Below are 16,376 nucleotides of genomic sequence, written 5' to 3' on the forward strand. Positions count from 1 at the left end.
TTTGTTCCAACCTCTTGAAGTTATAAAAATTTAGAAATAGAAAAGGCAAAAAATACAATGCAGCACAACAAATTTTATGACTAATCTATTTTTTCAAGGCAATTTAATCATTTAAATTATTCATTTTATTTACTTTTCCTTGTACGCTCTAACCGTATTTGAAGTAGCTGTGATACTAAAAAGAAGCGAATCTTCATATTCATTATCCACATCGGTATTCAAAACATCATTAAAGATTTTTTCATACTCAGCAATCGATAACACTTTTCGTTCAGCCAATTGCTTTTGATGAAGATCTGTAAGTAATTGAGTTTGATACCCTTCAACAAGTGTACCACTAAAAAATTCTGCTACAGTACCAGAACCGTAACTAAATAATCCAACTTGTTCTCCTGCATCTAATCCACCATTTTCTAACAATGAAATCAACCCCAAGTACAAAGAGCCTGTGTATAAATTACCGACTTGTCGACTATATAAAATACTTGATTCATATTTATTTAAAATACGTTCCTGTTCATCTGTTGATTCATCCTCCAAAGCTGCTAACAACGCTTTTTTCCCCATTTTTGTATAAGGAATATGAAAAGCCAATGCATGAAAATCAGCAATTGATTTATTATGACGGCGTTGATATTCTTCCCATACTTTTTGGAAAGCTTGAATGTACGTTTCATTCGATAATTGACCATCCACCATTGGATAATCATGTCCAACCGGACGCCAAAAATCATAAATATCTTGCGTTAATGCCACACTATCATCATTTAATTGTAAAATTCTTGGAGCTGCTGAAACTAGCATTGCTACTGCTCCTGCACCTTGTGTTGGTTCACCACCTGAAGCTAGTCCATATTTTGCAATATCAGAAGCAATCACTAATACTCTACTTTCAGGATGGCTTTGAATATGTGCCACCGCATATTGTAAAGCAGCAGTTCCAGCGTAGCAAGCTTCTTTTATTTCAAATGCACGTGCAAATGGTTGAATCCCCAACAAACGATGCAACACTACTGCTGATGCCTTTGATTCATCAATACCAGATTCTGTCCCAACAATTACCATATCAATTTGCTTTTTATCTTCATCTGTTAAAATATTTTTTGCAGCATTTGCCGCAAAAGTCACAATATCTTGTGTTTTTTTATTAACGGCCATTTTGTCTTGTCCAATACCGATATGGAATTTATTCGGATCTACCTCTCTTGCTAAAGCTAAATCGGTCATATCTACGTAGTATGGTGGGACAAAAAAACTGATTTTATCTATGCCAACGTTCATTGTATATCTCCTTTGTCGTTATTCTCAATTCATTACCTACTATAATTTATCATAAATTCGAGCAAGATTGGTAGAAAAAAGGATAATTTAAAATTTGTTAAAGAATTTCTGAAGTTTTTTTATTATGGTTTATAGAGTATTCTTTTTTCACAAAGCATGGTATATTTCATAGTGGAGGTGACGTCGTGGAAATCGTAATTATCGACGCCTTGAGAACGCCTATCGGGAAGTATCGAGGACAATTAAAATCATTATCTGCAGTTGAGCTAGGAACAGCAGTTACAAAAGAGTTACTTAAAAGGAATACAAAAGCAGCAGAACATATAAAGCAAGTCGTTTTTGGAAACGTACTACAAGCTGGAAATGGACAAAATCCAGCAAGACAAATTGCAATCAATAGCGGGTTGGGCTTTGAAGTGCCGGCTTTTACTGTAAATGAAGTTTGCGGATCAGGCATGAAAGCAATCAGCTTAGCCAAACAAGCCATTCAATTAGGCCAAGCTGAAGTTATTATAGCCGGAGGAACAGAAAGCATGACAACGGCCCCTGCTATCACATACAAAGAAGAGGATACCTATTCAAAACCTGCTCCAACTATGATGGTAGATGGTTTAACTGATGCATTTAGCGGTAAAGCAATGGGATTGACAGCAGAAAACGTTGCTCAACAGTTTACCATTACACGAGAAATGCAAGATGCTTTTGCGGCTCATTCACAAAGAAAAGCAGCCCAAGCACAAGCAGAAGGAAAATTTGTAAAGGAAATAGTCCCCCTTTCTATCGATAATGCTATTTTTGAGCACGATGAAGGTGTTCGAAAAGATACCACTGTTGAAAAACTAAGTACATTGAAAACAGTTTTTAAAGCAGATGGCTCTGTCACAGCAGGTAACGCATCAACGATCAACGATGCAGCTTCAGCAATGATCCTAGCTTCAAAATCATTCGCAGAAGAACATCAAATTCCTTATCTCGCTATTGTGAAAGATGTTACTGAAATCGGGATCGACCCAAGCATAATGGGTATTTCACCCATCAAGGCCATTCAAACCTTGTTACAACGCAATGATCTGACAGTTGAAGACATTGATTTATTTGAAATCAATGAAGCTTTTGCGGCATCTTCCATTGTCGTTCAAAATGAATTGAAGATACCTGACAAGAAACTCAATATTTGGGGTGGAGGTATTAGTTTAGGTCATCCAATTGGTGCTTCTGGCACTCGAATCGTAGCGACTTTAGCACATCAATTAGAGGACACAAACGGTCAATATGGAGTGGCTTCCCTATGTGTTGGCGGTGGTCTTGGTCTTGCCATGCTGATTGAGCGCCCACAAAAAGCACACTCGGATAAAAAATTTTATCAACTATCAAAAGAAGAACGCTTAACATTTTTACAAGAGATGGGCAATCTTTCTATAGAAAGCAGATATGAATTAGAAAACATGTCATTAGATGAAGATATTGCGAATCATTTAATTGAAAATCAAATCAGTGAAATGGCTTTGCCAATGGGCGTTGTACCAGATATTTTAGTCAATAATAAAAGCTACCAAGTTCCTATGGCAACAGAAGAACCTTCTGTCATTGCAGCATGTAGTAATGGAGCCAAAATGATTCAACAATCCGGCAGTATTCACAGTAAATTAGCAGAAGGTCTTTTACGAGGTCAAATTGTTTTTATGAATGTTTACGATTCAGCGCTAATCGAAGATAAAATCAACCAATTTTCTGAAGAGATTTTTGTTCAAGCTGAAAAAAGTTATCCTTCTATTGTAAAACGTGGCGGTGGATTAAAACGAATCCAAGTTCGTCAGTTTCCAGAGGACAATAGCTATTTATCAGTGGATTTACTTGTTGATACCAAAGATGCTATGGGAGCCAATATTCTCAACTCTATTTTAGAAGGGGTTGCTGATTTATTCCGTCAATGGTTTGATGATGAAATTCTGTTTAGTATCTTGAGTAATTACGCAACGGAATCTTTAGTAACAGCCACATGTGACGTTTCATTTGCTAGTTTAAGCAAAACTGGTGATTTAGAGTCTGGAAGATTCATTGCAGAAAAAATTGCTGCGGCTTCACAACTCGCACAAATAGATTCTTATCGGGCGACTACACATAATAAAGGTATTATGAATGGGATAGAAGCCGTGATTCTAGCAACGGGAAACGATACACGTGCAGTCGCAGCGGCAGCTCATGCCTATGCTTCAACAGGTAGCTATCACGGTTTAAGTCGATGGAAACTTGTCGATGATGGTTTGAAAGGCACAATTGAGTTACCATTAGCAATTGGAACAGTTGGCGGTGCAATCCGTGTTTTACCAAAAGCGCAGGCTGCTTTAGAGATTTTAAATGTGACCGATGCTAAAGAATTAGCGGAAGTAATCGCAGCTATTGGTTTAGCACAAAATTTAGCTGCTCTACGTGCTTTAGTCTCAGAAGGTATTCAACAAGGTCATATGTCCTTACAAGCTCGCTCTTTAGCTATGTCTGTTGGCGCAAAGGGTGCAGAAATCGAAATAATCGCAGAGAGACTCAAAACAGGTGTAATGAATCAAGAAAAAGCTTTGGCATTTTTATTAGAATTGAGATAATAATAAGTTAATGCACTAAACTAATTTATTAACTGAGAGGATAAAAATAAACCCTATGAGTTGCCTATTAAAATTAATTAGCACTTATAAGGGTTTATTTTTATTATAATTTTAAGATTATCTCAATTTATTGATTTTTAACGTCCCTACTACTTTCATTTCTTTTGTCCATTTTTGTTTTGACTTGTTAAAATTCTTTTAGAGGTGAGGGTCATGATATTATCGGTAATTTTCTTTATTTTCGGTGTTTTTTCATTGTTTAAGTTTAGAGCAACAAAAGAAAAACTTTACTTGTATATCGCTTTGTCTTATTTTGGTTTTTCATTAACCATAGTCATTGTTTCCCATTACCTATTTAATTAATTCTATTTCTTTTTGATTAATGTTTTTATCTTAACAAGTTATAATACCCTTTGGGGAATAAAAGTTAAAGAGATGCAGACTTTCGTGCTCCTATCCTCTTTCCTACTTTCTTTTGCTTTTGGAAAGAGTTACTATCAATAAAAAAATAAAACCCCTTGATAATCAAGGGGTTCATTGTTAATTAATAACAAGTTTTTAACGACGGATTTCTTTAATACGAGCTGCTTTACCGTGTAATGCACGTAAGTAATAAAGTTTCGCACGACGAACTTTACCATAACGAACTACTTCGATTTGAGCAACACGTGGTGTGTGTAATGGGAATGTACGTTCCACACCAACACCATTAGAAATTTTACGTACTGTATAAGTTTCGCTGATACCAGCGCCGCGGCGTCCGATAACAACTCCTTCAAATAATTGGATACGTTCGCGTGTTCCTTCGACTACTTTCGCATGTACGCGAACAGTGTCTCCAGGACGAAACGCTGGGATATCCGTACGTAGTTGTTCTTGTGTTAATTCTTGAATTAATGGATTCATTCTTTTTTCTCCTCATTCCAAACATTCTTATGACTCTTGTCACAGCGGAATATCGTAATAGTTGAGCGCTTTGCACTCACTGAAATAGTGTAACATAGCTATTCACAGCTGTAAAGGGATTTTTCTTTAAAGATGGAGTATTTTCTATTCATCAGCTGACTTTTCTTCTTCAATGATCTCAGCAAGAAATTTTTTCATCTCATTATCAAGCTCAAGTGTTTCTAGCATATCAGGACGTCTTAAATAGGTTCTACGTAAAGATTCTTTCAACTGCCATTCAGCTATCAATTTATGATTACCATTCGTTAAGACTTCTGGTACATTCATCCCATTAAATTCGGCTGGGCGCGTATATTGTGGGTGTTCCAGTAACCCTGTTGAATGGGAATCTGTTTGCGCAGATAATTTATTTCCTAAAACATCAGGAAGTAAACGAACAGTTGCATCGATCATGACCATTGCACCTAATTCTCCACCAGTTAAAACATAATCTCCTAATGAAACTTCGTCCGTAACAAGAGAACGAATCCGCTCATCGTATCCCTCATAATGACCACAAATAAAGACTAAATGCTCTTCTTCCGAAAACTCTTCCGCCATTTTTTGGTCAAAACGTTTCCCCGCTGGATCTAGCAAAATCACACGTTTTTTAGTTTTCGGTGATGCTTCTTCAATTCTTCGCAAATTATCATAAATTGGCTGAACCTTAAGTAGCATTCCTGCTCCACCGCCATAAGGATAATCATCAACTGACTGATGCTTATTATCAGAATGGTCACGAAAATTAGAGATATTGATTTCTAACAAATTTTTCTCTACGGCTTTTCCAATGATTGATTCGCCCATTGGCCCTTCAAACATTCTTGGAAAAAGTGTCAATACATCAATTTTCATCGTCGATCAAACCTTCTGGAATTTCTACACGAACGATACCTTCTTCTAAATCAATCGACTTAACAACAGATTCGATATAAGGAATCAATGCATCTTTTTTCTTTGGTCTTTGAACTACCCAGACATCATTTGCTCCTGGCGAAAGAATTTCTTTGATCTTACCAAGTTCTTCATTGTTTTCATCAATAACAGTTAACCCAATAATTTCGTGATAATAAAATTCATCTCCTGGTAAATCCTTTAAACCCTCTTTTGACACTTTCAAAATGCCATCACGGTATTTTTCAACATCGTTGATTGAAAAATGATCTTCAAATGTGACAATATCAAAATTTTTATGTTTTCGATGGGTTTTGATCGTTAATTCGATTGGTGCTTTTTTTTCTTGAAATAATGTCAAAACTGATCCTTTTTTATAGCGTAGCTCTGGAAAATCCGTTTGAGAAATTATTCGTACTTCGCCTTTTAAGCCTTGAGTATTGACGATTTTTCCAACATTTAAATATTCAGTCACTTAAAACCCTCATTTCAAATTTTTAGTCTTTTTCATTCTACCATTTCTGTAGATTGAATTCTATTATATATACATAAAAAAGAAAGCCATTCAATCAAGAATCGCTTTCTTTTTCGTTATTAAGCATTCATACCAGTCAATGTGCCATAAATCAAGAATAGGTTCAATGCTGTCAACACAATTGCAATGACCCAAGCTAAAACTTTCACCCACATTGGATTCGCAAAACGACCCATGATTTTTTTATCACTTGTATACATTGTTAAAGGAATGATCGAAATTGGTAATGCGATGCTTAAAAATACTTGAGTATACAATAATAAATCCTCTACCGCTGATTCTCTACCGCCATAAAGAATCACACAAATAATTACAGGTACGATCGCAATCAAGCGTGTTACGACTCTACGCATCCACAACGGCATTTTCAAGTGAATAAACCCTTCCATAACAATTTGTCCTGAAAGTGTCCCAGTTATAGTTGAGTTTTGACCTGAAGCAAGCAACGCTATCGCAAATAGGATACTTAAAACCGGGCTTGCAATATTCCCAACGATATCAGGATTTTTCAATGCATCAAACAAGTCCACAAACTTCCCTAAATCACTATTCGTTCCATAAAACAAAGCACCACCTAAAATCAGCAACAAACAATTAACAATAAAGGCAACGGTCAATTGAATATTCGAATCCCAAATCGTAAAACGAATGGCTTTCGCTTTTTCTTTATCATCATTACGATCGAATTTTCTTGCCTGAGCAATGGATGAATGTAAATATAAATTATGCGGCATAACCGTTGCCCCTACAATCCCTAATGCTAAAAATAGCATGGATTTGTCACTAGCAATTTTTGTATCTGGAATAAAGCCACGTAGTACTTCACCAATATTTGGATCAGCCAGTGCTACTTCATATGCAAAAACAAAAAAGATAACTGCAATTAAACAAGCGACGATGGCTTCGATTTTTCTGAAACCTAGTTTCGTTAACAGCAATAACAATAAAACATCAAATGTTGTAATCAATACGCCGATTAATAATGGAAAACCAAACAATAATTGCAATGCCACCGCACCACCGATTACCTCAGCAATGTCCGTTGCCATAATTGCAAGTTCAGTAATGATCCATAAAACAAACCCTGTTTTTTTGCTTGTATGTTCTCTAGTCGCCTGAGCTAAATCTCTTCCTGTTACGATTCCTAATTTAGCCGCCATGCTTTGAAGTAACATCGCAATCAAACTTGATAATAAGATGACACTCAGTAATGCATACTTGTACTCTGCACCACCAGCGATTGATGTTATCCAATTTCCTGGATCCATGTACCCAACTGCCACAAGTGCTCCAGGTCCACTATAGGCCATCAATGTTCGCCAAAAATTAGCATTTTTTGGTACATCAACGGTATTATTGATTTCTTCTAAACTAGGTCCATTTGCATATTCCAACAACTTTTCTGCTTCATTTTTCTCTTCTTTCATGTAAATCCTTCTTCCAACTAAAATTATCAGGTTTATATTATTATATTTTTAGGTGCACCATAATCCTTAAAACAATTATAATCCTCTCATTGTTTCTTGTAAATAGGAAACACTCAGTTATTTTTTTATTTAGGGCTAAAGTAGGATGTATTTCACGTAAGTTCTTTGTATAATAATCGTAACAAGTTCATTCTTACAACTTTGTTCGTGAAATTTGATAAATAACAATGGTAAAATAAGAAGAAGACTTTTATACTGAAGGTAGTTACTTTATCAAGCTTTCTGACTAGTCTCTAGAAAAATTGATAAAACATTGTCTGTGACAAAAAGCATCATATTACATATTTTCTACGAGACTGAACAATCCTGTTACACTTTTAAATTAAGGAGATGATAGACATGAGCATCGCGCTTTCAAGAAAAATTATTAATTGCATTTCAATCGTAGGTATTATAGCAACGATTGCTGTGACCATTTATTTTATACGATTAGGTGTTTTTAAAGATGTAGACGCTTTGAGAGGATTAGTCGGTGACTCTGTTATTTTAGGTCCTATATTGTTTATGTTGATTCAGATCATTCAAGTGGTGATTCCAATCATACCAGGCGGCATTAGTTGTGCTGCAGGTGTTCTGATATTTGGTCCCTTTGCAGGATTTATCTATAATTACGTAGGAATCGCAATTGGTTCTGTGATTATTTTCCTTTTAGGTCGTCAATACGGGAAACCATTTATTCTAAGTTTAGTTAGTGATAAAACTTATAACAAGTATATTGGCTGGTTAGATAATGAAAAACGCTTTGAACGTCTTTTCGCTTTAGCTATTTTTCTACCCATTGCGCCAGATGATGCACTTTGTTTAATGGCTGGTTTGACTAAGATGTCTTTAAAGAAATTTACATTGATTATTATCTTAGCAAAACCCGTTTCAATTTTCTTGTATAGTTTAGCTTTAATATACGGTGGTACATTCTTAAACGGTTTACTGGGCTTTTAAAGCTTAAAAATATATAATAAAATCATAATTAGGATAGGATGCAACAGTATCCTATCTTCTTTTATTTTAGTATTGTAAGGGTGGTTTAAATAATGAAATACTTAAAAAATAGTTTTAAAAATATGATTGATTTTTTTGCAGGTACATCAGCCTATTTTCGCGATGTTTTATTGATGCATGGGTTTATGCTGTTTGTGTTACTTCCTCTTTTAGCCAGCTCCACTCGTTTTATATTAAGACAAGGGAAAATAGACTATCTATCTTATGATACCATTCCAATTATCTTTGCTAAACATCCAGGTGTATTGATCGCCTTGATTGTTGTACTGTTAGCAATTGTGATTGCAGTTTTCTTTGAATTTACTTTTTTACTTTTGAGCATTTTTTTTATAAAGAAAAAAGAACCGATTTCTCTAACAAATTTGCTTAAAGGAACAATTCTTCAACTTAAAAAAATTCGATTTAGTACGATAGTTTTTTTTCTATTCTATTTTTTCTTAGTGTTACCACTTAGTGGTTTAGGTTTTAATTCGGATTTATTAGCTAAAATAAAAATTCCAGCATTTATTATGGATTTTATCTTTGCTAATCGTGTAACAATCATTGCTTTAGTTGTCTTAGGTTATTTGCTGTTCTTTTATCTTTCTATTCGTTTGATTTTTGCATTGCCTGAAATGATTTTACGAGATGTTCCTTTCCGTCAAGCCGTGAAAGAAAGTTGGCGTTCAACCAAAAACCATTTCTTTAAAATCTTAGGTCAGTTTATTGTAATTGGTGGCAGTATTCTTTTGGTTTTTGTTCTAAGTTATACAGTAATTTTAAGTGTTCAAGCAATCATTGAAACAACGTTTCCAAGTTATGCGTTAGTCAGCGCTGTTGTTGCAATGACACTTTTACAATTTATATTACTTATGAACATTATCTTTTCCACCGTGGGAATATTTTATATTACGATCGACTATATGGATGATGAAGGCTTTTTGCCTGAGTTACCACAATGGTTTTTCGATCAGCCAAAACAAGCAAGAAAAGAATGGTCTGTCTTTAAAATAGGGTTATTCGCTTTTACCGCAGCTCTCTTTGGGATTGGTGTGGGAACTTATAATACTAATTATTTAAGTAATCCCTCCGTCACTGAACCTCTAACAATATCTCATAGAGGAGTCGATGCAGCAAATGGAGTCCAAAACACCTTACCTGCCCTAGAAAAAACAAGCTTAGAACATCCTACTTATATAGAAATGGATATACAAGAAACCAAAGATAAACAATTTGTTGTCATGCACGACTTCAATCTAAAAAATCTTACCGGTGTAAATAAACGTCCAAATGAACTTACATTAGCAGAACTTGTCAAGTTGACCGCTAAAGAAAACGGTATGAAGGCTAAAGTCTGCTCATTCGATGAGTATCTCGCAAAAGCCAAGCAATTAAATCAAAAGTTACTGATTGAAATCAAAACAACACCACAAGACAGTCCCGACCTTGTTAAACGATTTACTGAAAAATATCGTAAAGTTATTTTATCGGAAAAACACATTCTTCATACACTAACTTTTGATACAGCTACTCAGTTAAAGGAACAAGAACCAGACTTTTACGTTGGCTACATTCTTCCATTTAACATTGTAGGGCCACCTGTTTCCAATGTAGATTTCTTTACAATGGAATATACAACCTTAAATCGTAATTTTATCAGCGCAGCCCATAATGATGGGAAAAAAGTCTATGCTTGGACTGTTAATGATCAAGATACAATGACACGGATGATGTTTTATGGTGTGGACGGTATTGTTACAGATGAATTGAAATTACTTAATGAAACGATCAAAACTGATTTAGACGAGTTAACCTATTCAGATAAACTGTTCCATTTTGTTATTGGGATTGGTTAAAATAATCTAAATAAATAGAGTGACGCAAACAGTGATCTGTTTTACGTCACTCTATTTATTTTGCGCTCATTCTACTTTTTCCTTCTTGACACATATACAAAAGCGGACAAATATCACATTTAGGATTTCGTGCTAAACAGTGATAACGGCCGAAAAAAATCATCGTATGATGCGTCTTGACCCATAGTTCTTTAGGAATTTTTCTCATCAATGTTTGTTCGACTTCCATTACGTTAGCATCAAGCTTGCAAATTCGTAAACGTTTTGACACCCGTTCAACATGAGTATCCACTGCGATAGCCGGTTCTCCAAACGCATCTCCCATTACCACATTAGCCGTTTTGCGACCGACACCTGGTAAAGAAACTAACTCTTCACGAGTTTCGGGTACTTTTCCATCAAACTGATCTAATAATTGTGCAGCACAAGCTTTAATATTCTTTGCTTTATTTCGATACAAACCAATCGTTTTAATTTTTTGAATGATATCATCCAAGGGAGCTGCCGCAAGTGCCTCAGGTGTTGGATATGCGGCAAATAATGCAGGTGTGGCTTTATTCACAGAAACGTCCGTTGCTTGAGCACTTAAAATAACAGCAATCAATAGTTGAAATGGACTTCTATGCGTGAGTTCACACGCTGCTTCTGGAAACATATCATACATTATTTCTATTGCTTCCATTGTTTTCTCTTTAGAAAGCATTTATCTACCTCCTACTCACTATCTTCTGGATTAAGCCAATTGTGTAAAGTAACTTTGGGAATCGGCTCACTTTGAGCTCCTTGTTCTTCAATTTCTTTTTGGATCAGCGCCTGTTTTCGACGTTTTTGATCTTCAGCTACTTGCTCTTTCGTCGTAATATTCTTACGCTCCCAGGCCAATAAAATCCGATCGATATATTTTAAGCTATAGGCTTGATTTAACACAGCTTCTCTTAATGCCAGTCGGATAAGTTCTGGTTGGTAGTGATCTGTTTCTAACCACTGACCAATCATCTCTAACTCGATTGGAGATAGTTGGCGACCAAACTCTTTTTCAAATCCTTGATAAAGCTGTTTGATTGTTTCTTCTGATGTCATTTCTTTTTGTTTTTCCGTTTGCTTTTGTTGTAAAAGATCAATTTTTTCAAATATTGGCAATAAATCGTATGTATCCATCATTTGACCTTGATCATTTTGTTTTGTTTCAATGATCAAAAATCCGCGTGAAACGAGTTGATTCATCAATTTATAAATAACATCGATTGATTTCCCCATTATTTGACTGATTTCAGCTAAATCAGGAAATAAATCACCTTTTACTTGGGAACGGAACAACTGCAGCCAAAACAAAAATTCTTCATCTGTCAAACCAATTTTTTGATAATTCTCAATGACCAAATTGGAGACAGTCGTTTCACCGGCTTTCAGGTATTCATTGATTGATAACATAACTGCTCCCTCGTTTCTGTTGCTAGAAAAATTAGTTATTCTTTGATTTTATATACATCATAATAAATAGATTTCATATAATCAATTAGATAGTGCGGATTCAATGCTTCTCCAGTCGCATCTAAAATCAATTGGTTAGGCTTTCTTGATGCGCCATATTGGTGGATGCGCTCTGTTAACCAGTTTTTAATAGAAGAGTAATCATCACTTGCTAAAACAGTATCTACGTCAATTTCTTTGCCCATTGCATGACGTAGCTGAGCTGCGTACATATACCCTAATGCATAAGATGGGAAATAGCCAAAACTCCCCCCAGACCAATGAACATCCTGTACAATCCCTTCTAAATCATTCTCTGGTCGAATCCCTAAATATTCCTCATATTTGTCATTCCAAATTTGAGGTAGATCATCGACTGAAACGTCCTCATTAAAAATCATCTTTTCAATTTCATAACGAATAATAATATGAAGTGGATACGTTAAACTATCCGCTTCAATACGCACTAAACTAGCTTTGGTTTCTTTTAGAGAATCATAAAAGGTCTCAAAATCAATATCATCAAATGTACCTTCAGTGCATTCTTTAAAAAACGGAAATTGTTTTTTCCAAAACTGTTTATTACTGCCGATAATAATTTCGTTAAATAATGATTGAGACTCATGGATTCCCATAGATGCTCCTGTTGAAAGTGGCGTATAATCATATTTTGGATCGATACTTTGCTCATAAATTCCATGACCTGCTTCATGAATGATACCAAAAGTTGCCATCGTGAAATCTGTTTCATCCCAACGAGTCGTAATTCGTGCATCATTACGATTTAACGCCAACATGAACGGATGGACAGTATCATCTAAACGCCCACGTGAAAAATCATATCCTAATTGCTCTGCAACTCCTGATACAAAGGTCCTCTGTTGTTCTTTTGAAACTTCTCTAGATAAGAAATCTGTACGTGGAACAATACCTTTCTCGGCAACTGTTTCTCTGATTTCCATAATACCCGTTTTCACCTGAGCAAAAATTTGATCTAATTTTTCAACAGTCAAATCTGGCTCATATTGGTTTAGTAAAACATCATAATTTGTGGCTTCATCTTTTTTCCAATAAGGAATAAATTCCTTTAAAAAATCAATAATTAGTTGGATTTCATTTTTCATTTCAGCAAAGTTTTTCGTTTTTCTAGCTTGCAACCATGCTGTATGAGCGTTAGTCAATGCTGTGTTATATGCTTGCATTCTTTCTGCCGGGATACTGTGATTTAGCTCATAGTCTTCCTTAACTTTTTTGTAGACTGCTAATCCAACTTCTGATAATTCATCAGAATGTGTCTCGAAATAAGCTAACGCTTCTTGAACTTTAGGCCCTACACTTCGTTCGAAAGCCATCCCTGAGATATATCCAACAGATTCTCCACGGAAAGGACTGCTAGCTTCTGGCATGCCGGTTTGACTATCCCATTCTAATAAGCCAATCGCTTGATTTAATAGTTGGATCTCTTTAATTTCGTTTAAAAATTCTTGTTCTTTCATATCCCTTCACCTACTCTTCTCTTGGTTTTCTTGGTGGTCTTTCTCCCCAATATTGGAACAAATCAGTGCGTAAAGCCCCGTTGTATAATTTTCTTTTCTTTGTAGCTCTTGCACCATAATATTGCTCAAACGTTAAATCACTCGTTAAAATGTATTTACTCCAAGTTTTAAGTGGACGGAAAACTTCGCCCATCTCTTTGTATAATTTGCGCACAGATTCTTCTTCACCTAAACGTTCTCCATAAGGCGGATTTGCAACCATTACGCCATATTCTTTTTCTGTCGTAAAGTCGCGTAAAGCTAGTTGTTTAAATGTGATAGAATCACCTAACCCAATTTCTTCGGCATTTGCTTTAGCGATCTCAATCATTTTTCCGTTGATATCTGATCCCATAATATCTAATTTGATATCATAATCTGCCTTCTCATCCGCTTCTTTACGGACTTTTTCAAAAATAGCAGAATCAAACCAATCCCATGTTTCACAGACAAATTCACGGTTAAAGCCTGGTGCAATATTATGACCGATCAAAGCTGCTTCAATACAAATCGTACCCGATCCACAAACCGGATCATAAAACGGACGATCTTTGCGCCAATTCGTTAACATCACTAAAGCCGCTGCCATATTTTCTTTTAAAGGCGCTCCACCTTTTTCAATACGATAGCCACGTTTAAATAAACTTGGCCCAGTCGTATCGATTGTTACCGTTACATGATCTTTTAAAAGAGCAACTTCTAATTGGAAAAAGGCACCTGTTTCAGCCAAAGGCACTGTTGCTGGGCGATGATATACTTCTCTTAAACGATTAACAATTGCTTTTTTAGTGATTGATTGACAATCTGGTGTGCTGTACAATTTAGATTTAATTGATTTTCCAGCTACTGGAAATTCTGCATCCATCGGCAAATAATCTTCCCAAGGCAACGCCTTGACTTTTTCAAATAATTCATCGAAGCTAAACGCATCAAATTCACCAACAATGATTTTAATACGATCGGCTGTTCTTAACCATAAGTTAGCTGTCGCGATTGTCTCCATTGTCCCTTCAAACAAAGCTTTACCATTTTCCACTTCACAAGGAATTCCTAAATCACGTAATTCTTTACCTACTAATGCCTCTAAACCACTTGCTGCCGTTGCAACAAGTTTAAATGTTTTTTCTTTTGTCATTATATCTCCTCTTGTTCTTGTTATCGTTAAGAACTATTCATTGCTTTATCTACATTAAAAACTATCTCTTACTTTAAAAAAAGCCTTCACAACAAAGTTGGAAGGTCATCCTGAATACTTGTAATTTTCTGTAAGCCATGTTCTGTATCGAATGCCTCTCAGGGAAAGACACTCGATGGTCATCATCTATCTGCAGAAATTAATCTGCCTCTTCTACTCGTTCATTTCCTTTAGAAGAGCGCCCCTACCATTGTTTGGGTTGCTCGCTCGAGGGGTTTACCGCGTTCCACCAATTCCGTTTCCAAAATTGCTTCGTCACTGTGGCACTTTCAAGGGTACTTTGACATAGCCGAAACCTTAGTCATTTTTCCTGCCGTTACTCTAAAAAGCAAAATCAGTTTGTCCGAAAACTTACAGATTTCACAAAATCAAGTACCTTAGCTTATGATTTCGCTAAGCACGAACACTACAGACATCTCAGCCTGTGCGAGCATGGACTTTCCTCAGCCTGAATAAATTCAAACCGCGATCACCCGAAAATTACAAAATGTTTGATGCGATCAATTAAAATTGACGTGTTTCTGAGTTGTCTATTTCACGTTCATACGGATTGTGAAGATTGCTTTCGTATGGATTAGAATGACTCATGCCTGAAATAGGATTTGAAGCAGGAGTATCATCTAGCTTTTTGCCAAATACTTCACGCTCTAAATTTGACAAACGTTTTAAAATATCAAAGTTTGTAACAGCAGCACTTTTAGGCATTTCTTGTGCGCTACGTGATGGCATTGCTTGTTGTACTTTAGAAGCTTGATCAAGTTTAGCTAAGAGACGGTTGTTTTCTTCTTGCAAAGTTAAAAGTTCTTTGTTATACGCTTCATAATCTTTAATAACGTTATCTAAAAATTCATCAACTTCTACTGGATCATAACCACGCATTTTTGTTTTAAATTCTTTTTGTAAAATATCTTTTGGACTGTATACTAAATTTGCCATACTTACACCTCATTATTTTCTTTGATTAGGATAAAAGTTCATAGTTCAACAGCATTATTGTATCGGAAAATGATCAGAAAATCAAACAGATTATCACGAATCCATCGAGTTTTGTAAATCATCCATTGTTATCAAGCGGATTTCATAAGGAAATTTCTCAGAAAAAAGTTCAGCATCCTTTAAAAAATACTCCGTTTTCCCTGGATATTCTTTGTCATAGACTAATAAACTAGCCCCTGAATGTTCTAATAAAAAGCGGGTATGCATTTTTAATTGTGCAGGAGATTTATATGGTTGATGACTCACCGAATCTACAAAATCTGCTAAAAGTTCAATTTTTTCTAAATTTGCACGATTTTTTTCATTCCAATTACTACCAAAATCTTTAAATGGATATATCAGTCCTAATTTTAATTCTGGATAATCATTTTTCAATTCTGCTACAACTTCTGCCGCCCAAATCTCTGTTCCAAGATTGCCAGAAACCAAAACCCACTCCAATCCAGTGTCTAAATACCCCATAATTTCCTTTTTTAATACATTTTTAATAACTGTAATTTTAGGGTCATTGTCTTGAAAAGCCCCGATTTCAAAGCTTTTATAACCAGTCACATAAAGTGTTTTTACGTTTTCCATAGACATTCCTTTTCTTTCATAAAGATTT

At 35.5% G+C, this 16,376-nt stretch carries 13 protein-coding genes, 1 other RNA gene and 1 pseudogene; 3 read left to right on the forward strand and 12 right to left on the reverse strand.

Annotated elements, in window-relative coordinates; genetic code table 11:
- Positions 1–129: 129 nt before the first annotated feature.
- On the reverse strand, positions 130–1,281 hold the full coding sequence (locus IGJ02_RS09090; RefSeq protein WP_430601784.1) for a hydroxymethylglutaryl-CoA synthase: 1,152 nt from the start codon (positions 1,279–1,281) through the stop codon (positions 130–132).
- Positions 1,282–1,466: 185 nt separating this feature from the next.
- Between IGJ02_RS09090 and IGJ02_RS09095 the strand changes: the two genes are divergently transcribed.
- On the forward strand, positions 1,467–3,881 hold the full coding sequence (locus tag IGJ02_RS09095; protein ID WP_430601785.1) for a hydroxymethylglutaryl-CoA reductase, degradative: 2,415 nt from the start codon (positions 1,467–1,469) through the stop codon (positions 3,879–3,881).
- 558 nt (positions 3,882–4,439) lie between these two features.
- On the opposite strand, the gene rplS is transcribed toward IGJ02_RS09095, so the two are convergent.
- From rplS to IGJ02_RS09115, 4 genes are all read right to left on the reverse strand, one after another.
- On the reverse strand, positions 4,440–4,787 hold the full coding sequence (gene rplS / locus IGJ02_RS09100; RefSeq protein WP_010761540.1) for a 50S ribosomal protein L19: 348 nt from the start codon (positions 4,785–4,787) through the stop codon (positions 4,440–4,442).
- A gap of 144 nt (positions 4,788–4,931) precedes the next feature.
- Positions 4,932–5,681, reverse strand: a complete 750-nt coding sequence (gene trmD, locus IGJ02_RS09105) for a tRNA (guanosine(37)-N1)-methyltransferase TrmD (protein ID WP_430601786.1) — start codon at positions 5,679–5,681, stop codon at positions 4,932–4,934.
- Positions 5,671–6,195, reverse strand: coding sequence for a ribosome maturation factor RimM (rimM, locus tag IGJ02_RS09110; RefSeq protein ID WP_010761542.1), 525 nt, complete (start codon positions 6,193–6,195; stop codon positions 5,671–5,673). Before rimM ends, trmD begins: the two co-directional genes overlap by 11 nt.
- Before the next feature lie 119 nt (positions 6,196–6,314).
- Positions 6,315–7,682 carry an Nramp family divalent metal transporter gene (locus tag IGJ02_RS09115; RefSeq protein ID WP_010761543.1) on the reverse strand — a complete coding sequence of 456 codons (1,368 nt, stop codon included), beginning with the start codon at positions 7,680–7,682 and terminating at the stop codon, positions 6,315–6,317.
- A 609-nt stretch (positions 7,683–8,291) separates the two neighbouring features.
- Here IGJ02_RS09115 and IGJ02_RS09120 point away from each other — a divergent pair.
- Positions 8,292–8,681: pseudogene (locus IGJ02_RS09120) on the forward strand (TVP38/TMEM64 family protein); the annotation flags it as partial.
- Positions 8,682–8,773: 92 nt separating this feature from the next.
- Positions 8,774–10,576, forward strand: coding sequence for a glycerophosphoryl diester phosphodiesterase membrane domain-containing protein (locus IGJ02_RS09125; protein ID WP_010761545.1), 1,803 nt, complete (start codon positions 8,774–8,776; stop codon positions 10,574–10,576).
- 55 nt (positions 10,577–10,631) lie between these two features.
- Here IGJ02_RS09125 and nth read toward each other — a convergent pair whose 3' ends face one another.
- From nth to IGJ02_RS09160, 7 genes are all read right to left on the reverse strand, one after another.
- The gene (gene nth / locus IGJ02_RS09130) at positions 10,632–11,279 is read right to left on the reverse strand and encodes an endonuclease III (RefSeq protein ID WP_010761546.1); all 648 of its coding nucleotides are present in this window, start codon (positions 11,277–11,279) and stop codon (positions 10,632–10,634) included.
- 11 nt (positions 11,280–11,290) lie between these two features.
- Positions 11,291–12,007, reverse strand: coding sequence for a DnaD domain protein (locus IGJ02_RS09135; protein WP_010761547.1), 717 nt, complete (start codon positions 12,005–12,007; stop codon positions 11,291–11,293).
- Positions 12,008–12,042: 35 nt separating this feature from the next.
- Positions 12,043–13,542 (reverse strand): carboxypeptidase M32, encoded by a 1,500-nt coding sequence (locus tag IGJ02_RS09140; RefSeq protein ID WP_430601787.1) that lies wholly within the window; start codon positions 13,540–13,542, stop codon positions 12,043–12,045.
- Between the two features lie 10 nt (positions 13,543–13,552).
- Positions 13,553–14,716: a THUMP domain-containing class I SAM-dependent RNA methyltransferase gene (locus IGJ02_RS09145; protein ID WP_430601788.1), complete on the reverse strand. Its 1,164-nt coding sequence runs from the start codon at positions 14,714–14,716 to the stop codon at positions 13,553–13,555.
- 126 nt (positions 14,717–14,842) lie between these two features.
- An RNA gene (gene rnpB / locus IGJ02_RS09150) (RNase P RNA component class B) lies at positions 14,843–15,257 on the reverse strand.
- Between the two features lie 23 nt (positions 15,258–15,280).
- Positions 15,281–15,712: a cell division regulator GpsB gene (gene gpsB, locus IGJ02_RS09155; RefSeq protein ID WP_010761550.1), complete on the reverse strand. Its 432-nt coding sequence runs from the start codon at positions 15,710–15,712 to the stop codon at positions 15,281–15,283.
- Positions 15,713–15,805: 93 nt separating this feature from the next.
- Positions 15,806–16,348: a DUF1273 domain-containing protein gene (locus IGJ02_RS09160; protein ID WP_010761551.1), complete on the reverse strand. Its 543-nt coding sequence runs from the start codon at positions 16,346–16,348 to the stop codon at positions 15,806–15,808.
- Between the last annotated feature and the right edge of the window lie 28 nt (positions 16,349–16,376).

The organism is Enterococcus sp. DIV0724b (genome assembly GCF_050531475.1).
Lineage (GTDB): Bacteria > Bacillota > Bacilli > Lactobacillales > Enterococcaceae > Enterococcus_L > Enterococcus_L haemoperoxidus.

Excerpts from the sequence above, each read along its gene's own strand:
- IGJ02_RS09140 (WP_430601787.1), bottom strand. The coding sequence starts at position 13,542 with ATGAAAGAACAAGAATTTTTAAACGAAATTAAAGAGATCCAACTATTA.
- trmD (WP_430601786.1), bottom strand. The coding sequence starts at position 5,681 with ATGAAAATTGATGTATTGACACTTTTTCCAAGAATGTTTGAAGGGCCA.
- IGJ02_RS09135 (WP_010761547.1), bottom strand. The coding sequence starts at position 12,007 with ATGTTATCAATCAATGAATACCTGAAAGCCGGTGAAACGACTGTCTCC.
- rplS (WP_010761540.1), bottom strand. The coding sequence starts at position 4,787 with ATGAATCCATTAATTCAAGAATTAACACAAGAACAACTACGTACGGAT.
- gpsB (WP_010761550.1), bottom strand. The coding sequence starts at position 15,712 with ATGGCAAATTTAGTATACAGTCCAAAAGATATTTTACAAAAAGAATTT.
- IGJ02_RS09160 (WP_010761551.1), bottom strand. The coding sequence starts at position 16,348 with ATGGAAAACGTAAAAACACTTTATGTGACTGGTTATAAAAGCTTTGAA.
- IGJ02_RS09125 (WP_010761545.1), top strand. The coding sequence starts at position 8,774 with ATGAAATACTTAAAAAATAGTTTTAAAAATATGATTGATTTTTTTGCA.
- IGJ02_RS09145 (WP_430601788.1), bottom strand. The coding sequence starts at position 14,716 with ATGACAAAAGAAAAAACATTTAAACTTGTTGCAACGGCAGCAAGTGGT.
- nth (WP_010761546.1), bottom strand. The coding sequence starts at position 11,279 with ATGCTTTCTAAAGAGAAAACAATGGAAGCAATAGAAATAATGTATGAT.
- IGJ02_RS09115 (WP_010761543.1), bottom strand. The coding sequence starts at position 7,682 with ATGAAAGAAGAGAAAAATGAAGCAGAAAAGTTGTTGGAATATGCAAAT.
- IGJ02_RS09090 (WP_430601784.1), bottom strand. The coding sequence starts at position 1,281 with ATGAACGTTGGCATAGATAAAATCAGTTTTTTTGTCCCACCATACTAC.